Annotated in this window: 9 protein-coding genes; 5 read left to right on the top strand and 4 right to left on the bottom strand. The window is 43.8% G+C overall.

Going from position 1 to position 11,193, the window contains the following annotated elements; all coding sequences use genetic code 11:
- The first annotated feature begins 150 nt into the window (after window positions 1-150).
- Window positions 151-678: a spore maturation protein gene (locus ACQRBH_RS14085; RefSeq protein WP_427762194.1), complete on the top strand. Its 528-nt coding sequence runs from the start codon at window positions 151-153 to the stop codon at window positions 676-678.
- 77 nt (window positions 679-755) lie between these two features.
- Here ACQRBH_RS14085 and ACQRBH_RS14090 read toward each other — a convergent pair whose 3' ends face one another.
- From ACQRBH_RS14090 to ACQRBH_RS14105, 4 genes are all read right to left on the bottom strand, one after another.
- Window positions 756-1,403: a hypothetical protein gene (locus ACQRBH_RS14090; RefSeq protein WP_427762196.1), complete on the bottom strand. Its 648-nt coding sequence runs from the start codon at window positions 1,401-1,403 to the stop codon at window positions 756-758.
- Between the two features lie 115 nt (window positions 1,404-1,518).
- The gene (locus ACQRBH_RS14095) at window positions 1,519-2,319 is read right to left on the bottom strand and encodes an MBL fold metallo-hydrolase (protein ID WP_427762197.1); all 801 of its coding nucleotides are present in this window, start codon (window positions 2,317-2,319) and stop codon (window positions 1,519-1,521) included.
- Window positions 2,320-2,478: 159 nt separating this feature from the next.
- On the bottom strand, window positions 2,479-4,254 hold the full coding sequence (locus tag ACQRBH_RS14100) for a DUF885 domain-containing protein (protein WP_427762198.1): 1,776 nt from the start codon (window positions 4,252-4,254) through the stop codon (window positions 2,479-2,481).
- Between the two features lie 187 nt (window positions 4,255-4,441).
- The gene (locus ACQRBH_RS14105; RefSeq protein WP_427762200.1) at window positions 4,442-5,530 is read right to left on the bottom strand and encodes a hypothetical protein; all 1,089 of its coding nucleotides are present in this window, start codon (window positions 5,528-5,530) and stop codon (window positions 4,442-4,444) included.
- 236 nt (window positions 5,531-5,766) lie between these two features.
- Between ACQRBH_RS14105 and ACQRBH_RS14110 the strand changes: the two genes are divergently transcribed.
- The 4 genes from ACQRBH_RS14110 (at window position 5,767) to ACQRBH_RS14125 (ending at window position 11,185) form a co-directional block, all read left to right on the top strand.
- The gene (locus ACQRBH_RS14110) at window positions 5,767-6,714 is read left to right on the top strand and encodes a hypothetical protein (protein WP_427762201.1); all 948 of its coding nucleotides are present in this window, start codon (window positions 5,767-5,769) and stop codon (window positions 6,712-6,714) included.
- Window positions 6,715-7,306: 592 nt separating this feature from the next.
- Window positions 7,307-9,235: a methionine--tRNA ligase gene (gene metG / locus ACQRBH_RS14115; protein WP_235232469.1), complete on the top strand. Its 1,929-nt coding sequence runs from the start codon at window positions 7,307-7,309 to the stop codon at window positions 9,233-9,235.
- Window positions 9,236-9,345: 110 nt separating this feature from the next.
- Window positions 9,346-10,332: a diaminopimelate dehydrogenase gene (locus ACQRBH_RS14120; RefSeq protein WP_427762202.1), complete on the top strand. Its 987-nt coding sequence runs from the start codon at window positions 9,346-9,348 to the stop codon at window positions 10,330-10,332.
- A gap of 85 nt (window positions 10,333-10,417) precedes the next feature.
- Window positions 10,418-11,185, top strand: a complete 768-nt coding sequence (locus ACQRBH_RS14125; RefSeq protein ID WP_427744721.1) for a TatD family hydrolase — start codon at window positions 10,418-10,420, stop codon at window positions 11,183-11,185.
- Window positions 11,186-11,193: the final 8 nt, after the last annotated feature.

Genomic DNA, 11,193 nt, shown 5'->3' on the forward strand with positions numbered 1-11,193 from the left:
ATCTATCACCATCACAATTTATAGTATTTTATATCATAAAAACCCTAATAAGTAGTATATGCGTAGTAAGAAAGATTTTCAATTATAAAAAACCCTGTCCCTACATATAATGTAAGCAACTATATGGGAAATATGAAATGGGGAACTTATGTGAAAATCTTGATGTATGTGACGGATTTTATTGTTCCGCTTGTTATCTTTGGAATTGTAAGTTATGGTGTTTTGATGAAGGTGGATGTCTATGATACTTTTATTAAGGGGGCGAAAAGTGGATTTTATACGGTGATTAAGATTCTTCCGACATTGGTAGGGTTAATGGTTGCAGTGGGGGTATTGAGGGCTTCGGGGTTCCTTGATTTTTTGTCAGATATTATTGGGAGATTTTCTGAGTACATAGGCTTTCCCGGTGAATTGGTGCCGCTTACAGTCGTGAAGATGTTTTCTTCATCGGCCGCAACGGGACTTTTGTTGGATGTATATAAGGAGTATGGCACAGATTCTTATATTGGACTGATTGCATCTATCAGTATGTCGTGCACAGAAACTATTTTTTATACAATGAGTGTGTACTTTATGACGGCGAAAGTAACGAAAACAAGATATACACTGGGAGGTGCCATGTTTGCTACATTTGCCGGACTGATTGCAAGTGTGATCCTAGCCGGGATGATGGTCTGAGGAAAATATGAATATAGAATGAAAAAGGACTGTCTATGACAGCCCTTAGAATATGTATCTAATCACTATTAATTTTACTATTTGTCTTTATCCTTGTTCTTGCTGCGTGGATTTTTCCAAATATTCAAGGCGGCGATGATACCGACAATATATAAAATGCTTATCAAAATCGTTGGATTGTCTTTGAGCAGGTATACGATAGCAACGATGGCCGCCAGAGAGATCGTTAGCTGGAAAGCGATCAGCAGTCGCTTCTCTTTCACTTCTTTTGCCTGTTGCAGAAATTCTAATCGTTGTTGCTCTAACTTGAGATAATCCATCAGATTCTCATCTTTAATACGCGAAAGAATCAATTTGTCCCTTGTGTTCTCAACATCACGGGCGCGGGAACGGAAGAAATGCCTACGTGGTTTTTCTTCTTCATCGCAATCTATATGATCGAAATCGTCGTATTCATAGGAAGCTTTTTGCTCTGTAGTGTGAGACGTTGTAGATTCATTTGATGTTGCAGATTCTGTAGAAGATTCTGAACGTTCAGCCGCAATAGATTCTTTTGCTGCAGCAGAATCTACATCTCCGTCAGGTACTGGATTAACAGAATTATCTGCTGTTATCTGCGATTCTGCTTCTATTGAATTTGATTTATTTCCAATCGGCACGATTTTATTTGCATCAGACTTGCTTTCGATATTCTCTTCTTTAACCATATTTACTTCTTCAGACACAAGCGATCCCTCCCTGTTAAATTTCTTTTATCATAACAATTTCCGACATAAAATTCAACAAATCTGACGAATGCAATTCTTAAATTTTATGGTAGTCCGAGGAAAATGAAACACTTTAAAGTGTGAAAGTCTCTAAATCCTCCGGTACAAACAAATTTCCATGATAATATTGCCGACCTTCTTCGGTATATAGTTTTTTCCGTTCTGCCAGATGTGATTCTTCGGTATGATAGAGCAGAAGGTTAGGAATCCCGAGTTTTTCTGCAAGCTGGCAGGCCTCTTTTACTGTACTGTGGTGTTTTTCGTAAGGTTTGAACTTGTCCGCTTCGCCGAACAGACAGAAGGCTTCATGTAAGAGCCAATCACTGCCTTTTACATATTCAAAATTGACTTCGTTGTATGGTTCGTCTCCAACGCAAGTGAATTTTTTGCCATTATTCAGCCGCATGGTAAATCCAAATTGTTTCGCCTTTGTAGAAGCAATGTCAAAAAAGGTTATCGGACAGTCAAGGATTTCGCGCTGGTCACCATTTTCTACAATATCAAACCGAATTCTTTCGCCCATATGTCTGCAGACCTTTTGTTGAATGGTCATGTTGGCGATTGACTGAATTTTTTCAGACAATTCTCTGTGGCAGTAGATATGTAAGTCACCGTCATATTTACCCTGATTTATTTTCTGACCGATAATGCGAATCAGCCAGATGATCCCAAGAACATGATCCACATGCTCGTGAGTAACAAAGATATCATGAATGTCAGCAATCTCGATTCCAGTATCTTTTAAGACTTTTAATATCCGATTTCCGCCGCCGGCATCCACCAGAAAATGTCTGTCGCCATCCGAAATGGCAAAGCAAGTATTGTAGCATTCTGATACGGCAGCATTTCCGGTTCCTAATATTGTTAGCTTCATATAAAAATCTCCATTCTTTTTCATAGTTAAGTAATTTTTAGTATAACACAGTAAATAAAGTAATGCACAGTTGCTTTCAGCGAGATTCACAATAATGGTAGTATTGGGGTAAAAATTACAAAAAGGGACAGGGTAAAATCAAAAAGGGACACGGTAAATTTAATCTGGGACGGAGGAAAATGAAAAAACCCCCGTCCCCAATTCTTCAAATGACGCTGGCCCGATGTCGAGCACGGCTTTGTGGAATCTTTCTTGTGTGAATTCACTTCCCCATTTTTCGATTGCTTCTTTTTTTAATTCCAGAAATTCGACATATCCAATATAATATTTCAGATAGTTTCCGGGATCGGCTATGATTAGGTGGAAGATATCTTCGATGGTATTGGTATCGGTGATTCCGTAGCTTCGGAAGAAGGATACGGTGTCGACCAGGGTCCAGCCGTCGTAGTGGATGCCCATGTCGGCGAGGGCGTAGAGTCCGAGGATAACGGAGCTATTCTTCTGCAGAAGTGTGGCCTGTGCTTTGGAGATGGGAGCGTAGTAATAGCTCAGCATCTCGCTGTAGGTGGCCCAGCCTTCGGTGTAACCACCGTAATTCAGAAGCGTGCGGATGGGATCTGGATTCTGGCTGGCGAAGTAGGTGGTCTGGTACAGATGGCCGGGGTATCCTTCGTGGGCAAGGGTCGTGAACAGGGACAGATCGTCGGGCAGATGTCCCTGATTGATGTAGATGACGTTGTTTTCGGTGTTGTCGATGGCTGGAATCATATAGAAAGCCGGACTAAGATACTCTTCCATGGATTTTTGGACGTATTTGATCTGCGTATTCACCTGTGGCGGCTCAGGAAAGTCTTCCTCCAATTTGGATTCTAGCGTTGTCAGGATGGCAGCGGGATTGGAGTCTTCCAGGATCGCCCCCTGTGTTTTAAATATGTCGGAAGAGACGGAAGCTTCTTCGGTGGCGGATTGTTCCTGGGTCAACACTTCTTGCATAGCCGTGAGATCATCGATCATCTGATTTTGTGTCAATTGCTGAAGTTCTGGAATGCTGCGGGAGGAGCCGGTCTCACTGGCGACCAGAACCTCGTAATATTTCTTTCCGTCTGGCAGATAGCAGAGTCCATTATGGTTCTTTCCGCTGCCGCGCAGTGCGGTCAGGCCTTCTATTAACTCTTTATATGCCGGGAAAATGTATTCCTCGATACATCGGGAATTTTCTTCTATATATGTATTGCGCTGTGCATCCGTAAGATCCAGAGAATCCAGTCGTTCTTCGAAAGAAGAATAGAGATAATTGGAATTCCCCATATTGATAAATGCCTGGCATTCTTTGATAATGTCATCGGCGGAGTAAGAAGCCATAAATAGCCCCATCTCGGATTTTTCATTTTCAAATTCGATAATAGAACGGAAATATTCTGGTGTTTTGGTCAAAAGTTCCAGGTAGGTATCGATATCGGAAGAGCCATAGAACTGATATTCCGACAGAAGTACCGGAAGCTGAGACTGGGTGCCGGTCAGAGGCGCCAGAGGTTCTTCGTACAGTGCATATTTAGATTCTGCCAGAGTATCCGCCAGACTGTCCTCCAGTATATCATAGGTGAGTTGGTTTTCATCGGAAAGGCGGCTGCGGTCGTAAGATTGAAGAAGTGCAAGTGCATTTTCCGCAGAAGCGCAGATGGCTCCGGTGTCAGTAGTACAAGTACCGTAGGTTACCGGGGCATCCGTGATTCCAAAGGATTCGGGATCTTTTAATGTATAGTGAAGTGTGATGGTACTGCCGGAGACTTCCGTGCAGAAAAGTTGATGTGTATATTCAAGAAAACGCTGATCTTCGCTTTTGTCGAGATGTAGGAACAGCTCTGCGGATAAGAAGAAAAGAATGGCAATAGAAAAAACAATTGCCACAGAGCGTTTCTTAGAGATTTTTGTCATGACGGTCCCTGAAAAAATGATTTGTATCACTATATGCGGGAAATTATTTTGCAATGCAGAAAATTCTAAATGCAGCCCATGTAAAATGTATCGGAAGAAGGATAAGAGAAAGACATCGAGATGAATCTTATTTAGTAATTAAGAAACATATCGATGTCTTTTTTTACTTAAGCTGTTTGATATCCGTTTAAACAGTTCTTCTTTTTCTCAAGACGATTATAATTGCAGATGCTGCTATGAGTAGAGCTGCCAGAGGTGCTGCTGTCTCGGCAGGGTCTCCGGTTTTAACTACGGAAGAAGCATTTGCAGTGTTAGCTACATTATCCACAACAGCAGTTGAAGTACCGGTATTCTGTCCATTTGTATTCTGCCCGGCGAAGCCCTGAGAACCATTGCCTTGTCCACCCTGATTGCCAGAGGATGGTGAAGCGACTATCGGGAAATGATAACTATCTGTAAGATTGCCGTAACCGTTTAAATAATCTTCGAAATCGTTGCAGCTCACATCAATGTAGAGGTGTGTATCATCACCGATTGATTCGGCAGGGAAAGTAATCGTACCTTTGATTGTGACGGATGCCTTTGGGGCAAGACTTTGTATTACCGCATCAGGACTGTCAATCGTTACTCCTTCCATTGCCTCGTAATCAATGATTGCCTTCCAATGATAGAGTTCTGTGAAGAAATTCAGCCCTCCGGCTGTAACCGTGATATCTTTCAACGGAGAATCCGTATTATTTGTAACCGTTACAGCAAATGGGTAAGGGGTTCCGGCAACTGCCTCGTTGATTGGATTCCATTGAGTCAGTTCGATAGAGAAGATCTGCTGGATTGTAAGGTCAAAGAAATTCCAGTCAATGAATTCAGGCTCTTCAGATCCACCTGTCTCAGAATCTACATAAGTACCATATAAGTCAACTTCACCGCCAGATTCCCCGGGGTAAGCATCTGAATTGATTATTACGGGTACAGTTACTGGGTTCGTATTCTCAAGATTAATCGTAATATACCCATCTTCGTCTGTAGTTCCCTCGGTGGAGGTAAAAGGTCCGCTTATAACAAGATAGAGGTCTGTGTAATCTTCTACTTCTTCGGAATCGATCGAGAAGATAAGATCCAGTTTGCTTCCAGCCATGATTGCATCTTTAGGTACACCGGCAACAGAGATGATGGATTCTCCTTCCCCTTCAGCAAAAACAGGTAAGGTGATCATCATACTGCAGGCCACTGCCAATGCCAGTGACACCCCACATAATTTTCTCATCCATTTTTTCATATATGTGTTTCTTCCTTTCTTAGAATGATAGAGATATTCATACATGATAGAAGTCTAGCATTTCTAGGTTTTCCCATCAATAAGGTGAAATTTAACATTTTTATTACCAATTGATTTCCGGCGTTGGTGTCCCTGTAGGTCTTCCTAATGCGAATAAAGTTATAGTAGCAGGGATGTGTGTGAGAAATGTGAATTTACACACAGCAAAGTGCGAATGTTATCTGGAGGATGAAAGAATGAATCATTTATATACAACAGAGGGAGTTCTTGCGCTTGCAAGGGAGTGCATCCATATGGGGATGCAGGAACGCCCGGAACTTGAGTGGCTTAAGGAGAGGCATGTGCGGATTCGCTGCAAATATCAGCTTAAAAACAAGCAGGAAACGGATGCTTTTCTCTATGAGCGTATGTATGGACGTGCACCGGCAAAATCTTCAGAAGCTTTGAAGATACGGTATTGGCGGACCGGCAGATATGCGCCGGCGAACCGGGAGCAGTGTCTGTGCCTGGGGAAGGCTTTGGAGCTGTTGCCGGAAGAAATGGCTTACTTACTGCAGAATTACTATGACCGGTGTCTGGATGTCTATGATGCGTCAATGGATTTGTCGGATGTCCGTTACCGGGAAAAGAAAGATTATATGAAGAAATTGGCATATACGTATATCCAAAATGCATCACCAGAGAGAATGGCCTGTCTGAACATTTCCCCGGAAAATCCGCAGGCCTGTCTGAGGCATCTGTATTTTACGGATGCATTTCATTATATAGATACGGTCGTTCCAGCGGATTCTGATATTCTGCTACGTCATATTACCAGTACAAGTTATGAATCGGAATTTGCAAGACAGATGAAATTATTAGGTGAGATCCCGAGAAAGACCATGCTGCGGCATCTGATCATCTTTAATCTTCCACAGCTTACATTGGACAAAATAAATCAACAACTTGCATTTCTGGGGTATCTTCCACTTTGTGAAGAACATACCATGGCCGGCGGAGAGCGGCTGGACTGGCTATTGATTCGTGTCATTCAATTGTATGAAGCGTTATGTGATAAAACAAACGAAGAAGAGCGTCTTGCATGGTTTCAAAAGACCTGTCGCGTGCTGGATCGGTTTTTTGTCGAAGAAAAGGAGCCAAAGATGCGCTTTATGCATTTTAAGGCATTGGATCTGCAGTTGTGAGATGGCTGGCCTGTTATCTGACTTATGAAAATGTGGAAAAATGGGCTTTTATTCTCTGGCATATCTTGACATCGAAGCCCTCGTTATGCTACGATTTTTACTACGGATAAATATGTAAACGCAGTGATGAAGAGAGTATGCAATAGGAAGTCCTACAGAGAATTCCCGGGGATAGAGATCCGAAGGCTGAGAGGGATGGATGGAATATGGCAGAAGATGGCTTTGGAGCGGCGTGGATGAGCGGAGTAAGAAGTGCGAGGCGCACAACATCGTAAGTTCATGAAGGGAACCGCCCTTTACAGCGGCAGGATGTTTTCGACACCCAATAAGGCTTTCTGCCGTGAGGCAGGAGGTAAACAGAAGTGGTAACGCGGGATTTCTCGTCTTCTCTGAATTTTCCGGATATAAGATCTGGAACATTCAGAGAAGGCGTTTTTTATTCTATACGATTTATAAAATAATCTGTAGGATGATCTGTGGGGGTATTTTGTGGTGGCATTTTGTGGTCATGAAGTAGAAGAGAGAACATCTGCGAAAATAACCGTCTTGTGCGTCAGACATATTTATGAACAATGAAAAAGGAGAGGGAATTATGAGCGATAAACCAAAATATTATATCACAACGGCGATTGCCTATACATCCGGCAAACCGCATATTGGAAATACCTATGAGATCGTGCTGGCAGATGCGATTGCACGTTACAAACGCAGCCAGGGATATGATGTATTTTTCCAGACCGGTACCGATGAGCACGGTCAGAAGATTGAGCTGAAAGCGCAGGAGGCAGGCATCACACCGAAGGAATACGTCGATAATGTGGCCGGAGAGATCAAGAGAATCTGGGATCTGATGAACACTTCTTATGATAAATTTATCCGCACAACGGATGAAGATCATGAGAAACAGGTTCAGAAGATTTTCAAAAAATTATATGACCAGGGAGACATTTACAAAGGATCCTATGAAGGTCTGTACTGTACTCCTTGCGAGTCCTTCTGGACAGAATCACAGTTAGTAGACGGCAAATGTCCGGACTGCGGACGAGAAGTAAAACCAGCCAAGGAAGAAGCATATTTCTTCAGAATGAGCAAATACGCAGACCGCCTGATTGAGCATATTAATACACATCCGGAATTCATTCAGCCGGTATCCCGCAAAAATGAGATGATGAACAACTTCCTGCTTCCGGGACTTCAGGATCTGTGTGTATCCAGAACCTCCTTCAAGTGGGGAATTCCAGTAGATTTTGATCCAAAGCATGTTGTCTATGTATGGCTGGATGCGCTGACCAACTACATCACCGGAATCGGATACGACTGTGACGGTGACAGCACAGAACAGTTCAAGAAGAACTGGCCGGCAGACCTGCATCTGATCGGAAAAGACATTATCCGCTTCCATACCATTTACTGGCCAATCTTCCTGATGGCACTGGATCTGCCACTTCCGAAACAGGTATTTGGTCATCCATGGCTTCTGCAGGGAGATGGAAAGATGAGCAAATCCAAAGGAAATGTGCTTTACGCTGACGAACTGGTAGATTTCTTCGGAGTAGATGCCGTACGTTACTTCGTACTCCACGAGATGCCATTTGAAAATGACGGTGTTATCTCCTGGGAATTGATGGTAGAGCGTATGAACTCTGACCTTGCAAATACATTAGGAAACCTGGTTAACAGAACCATTTCCATGACCAATAAATACTTCGGCGGTGTAGTGACCGACAAAGGTGTTGCTGAGACAGAAGAAGAAAAGGCAGTAGATGCCGATCTGAAAGCAGTAAGAGACAATACACCAAAGGCAGTAGATGCCAAGATGGAGAATCTTCGTGTGGCAGATGCCATTACCGAGATCTTCACACTGTTCAAACGCTGCAACAAATACATCGACGAGACCATGCCATGGGCATTGGCAAAAGACGAAGCGAAAAAAGACCGTCTGGAGACCGTGCTTTACAACCTGATTGAAAGTATCAAAGCAGGCGCAAGACTTCTGGAATCCTTCATGCCAGAGACATCCGAAAAGATCCTGGCACAGCTTGGCGACGGCAAAGTAACCGAAAAACCGGAGATTCTCTTCGCAAGACTGGACATCAATGAAGTTATGAAAAAAGTAGAAGAACTTCATCCACCGGTAGAAGAAGAGCCAGAAGCTTCCGCAGAGGAAGAAGAAGTCATAGACATCGAAGCAAAACCAGAGATCACCTTCGACGACTTCGGGAAGATGCAGTTCCAGGTCGGAGAGATCATCGCCTGTGAAGAAGTTCCGAAGTCCAGAAAACTCCTGTGCTCACAGGTAAAAATCGGAAGCCAGGTAAAACAGATCGTATCCGGCATCAAGGCACATTACAAACCAGAAGAAATGGTCGGCAAAAAAGTCATGGTACTTGTAAACTTAAAACCAGCCAAATTAGCAGGCGTGTTGTCCGAAGGCATGCTCCTGTGCGCAGAAGACGCAGACGGCAATCTGGCATTGATGACACCAGAAAAAGACATGCCCGCCGGGGCGGAAATTTGTTAATTTGGGGACGTAGACCTTTTTAAAAGGTCTACGTCCCCAAATGAAAAATGTGGTGTACCTTTTTGTAAAACGGGGTGTACCTTTTTGAAAGAAAGAGGTTTGAAGGAATTATGGAGAAAATTAGAATTGGTATTGTAGGTTATGGTAACATCGGCAGAGGTGTGGAGCTTGCGATTGCGCGCAATGAGGATATGGAGCTGAAAGCGGTATTTACACGAAGAGATCCGGCGAGTGTGCAGATTCACACAGAGGGTGTGGCTGTGAAGCGTTTTGATGACATGCTGTCGATGAAGGATGAGATTGATGTGATGGTGCTTTGTGGAGGTTCTGCAACGGATCTTCCGGTTATGGGTCCTGAGATTGTGAAGAATTTTAACACCATTGATAGTTTTGACACGCACGCAAAGATTCCGGAATATTTTGCAAATATGGATCGCGAGGCAAAATCTGGCGGCAAGATTGGAATCATTTCCGTAGGTTGGGATCCGGGTATGTTCTCGCTGAATCGTCTGTATGCAGAGTCCATTCTGGTGCAGGGAAGTACGTATACATTCTGGGGCAAAGGTGTCAGCCAGGGACATTCTGATGCGATTCGTCGTGTGCCGGGAGTGAAAAATGGCATCCAGTACACAGTTCCGATTGAAGAGGCAGTTGACCGTGTCAGAAGCGGAAGTGAGCCGGAGCTTACTACAAGAGAAAAGCATCTCCGTGAATGTTATGTGGTACCGGAAGAAGGCGCTGATCTTCAGGCAATCGAAGAAGCTATCAAGACCATGCCAAATTATTTCGATGAATATGACACAACGGTAACATTTATCACTGAAGAAGAATTGAAGGAAAATCACAGCAAGATGCCACACGGCGGATTCGTTATCCGAAGCGGTGAGACTGGCAATGCAGGCAATAAACACGTTATTGAGTATTCTCTGAAATTGGACTCCAATCCAGAATTTACCGCGAGCGTCTTAATTGCCTATGCAAGAGCAGCTTACAGACTGTCACAGAAAGGCGAAAGCGGTGCAAGAACCGTGTTCGATATTGCACCGGCAATGCTGTCGATGGAGACACCAGAAGAGTTACGCGCAAAATTGTTGTAATTTGAAAAGGGGACAGGGTAAATTGAAAAAGGGACAGGGAGATTTTAATCTGGGACGGAGGAAAACTCAAAAACCCCCGTCCCCAATGATCTTTGATTCGCATGCGCATTATGATGATGAGCAGTTTGATGACGACCGGGAGGAGCTTCTTGGTTCTATGGCGTCGCTTGGTGTTGGCACGATTGTGAATGTGGGAGCGTCTTTGAGAGGCTGCGAGAGGGCGATGGAGCTTGCGACGCGGTATCCGTTTGTCTATGCGGCGGTCGGGGTGCACCCGGATCATGTGGGCGATCTAAATGAGGAGACGTTTGCCGTGCTGAAAGGCTGGTGCCAGGAAGAGAAGGTGGTTGCGGTTGGTGAGATTGGGCTGGATTATTACTGGGATGTAGAGCCACGCGAAGTGCAGAAGGAGTGGTTTGTCCGGCAGCTGGAGCTTGCGAGAGAGTTGAATCTACCGGTGAATATTCACAGTCGGGATGCGGCTGAAGATACGTTCGTGATCATGAAGGAATATGCGAAGGGTCTGAAAGGAATCATTCATTGTTATTCTGGGTCAAAAGAGATGGCGTTGGAATATGTGAAGTTAGGATTTTATATAGGGGTCGGAGGAGTTGTCACTTTCAAAAATGGCAAGAAGTTAAAGCAAGTAGTAGAAGCGGTTCCTCTGGAATCTATCGTATTGGAGACCGATTGCCCGTATCTTGCACCGGAACCGAACCGTGGCAAGCGTAATAATTCTTCTTATATCAAATATGTTGCAGAAGAGATTGCAAGATTGAAGGGGATGACCGGTGAGGAGGTCATAAAACAGACTGAAATAAATGCAAAAAAAGTGTATGGACTGGATGACTAGTCCATACA

Source organism: Bariatricus sp. SGI.161, from assembly GCF_050313695.1.
Classification (GTDB): domain Bacteria; phylum Bacillota; class Clostridia; order Lachnospirales; family Lachnospiraceae; genus JAFBIX01.

What these genes read in the sequence shown, in the direction of transcription:
- ACQRBH_RS14095 (WP_427762197.1), bottom strand. Translation starts at nt 2,319, where the DNA reads ATGAAGCTAACAATATTAGGAACCGGAAATGCTGCCGTATCAGAATGC.
- ACQRBH_RS14100 (WP_427762198.1), bottom strand. Translation starts at nt 4,254, where the DNA reads ATGACAAAAATCTCTAAGAAACGCTCTGTGGCAATTGTTTTTTCTATT.
- ACQRBH_RS14105 (WP_427762200.1), bottom strand. Translation starts at nt 5,530, where the DNA reads ATGAAAAAATGGATGAGAAAATTATGTGGGGTGTCACTGGCATTGGCA.
- ACQRBH_RS14110 (WP_427762201.1), top strand. Translation starts at nt 5,767, where the DNA reads ATGAATCATTTATATACAACAGAGGGAGTTCTTGCGCTTGCAAGGGAG.
- metG (WP_235232469.1), top strand. Translation starts at nt 7,307, where the DNA reads ATGAGCGATAAACCAAAATATTATATCACAACGGCGATTGCCTATACA.
- ACQRBH_RS14120 (WP_427762202.1), top strand. Translation starts at nt 9,346, where the DNA reads ATGGAGAAAATTAGAATTGGTATTGTAGGTTATGGTAACATCGGCAGA.
- ACQRBH_RS14125 (WP_427744721.1), top strand. Translation starts at nt 10,418, where the DNA reads ATGATCTTTGATTCGCATGCGCATTATGATGATGAGCAGTTTGATGAC.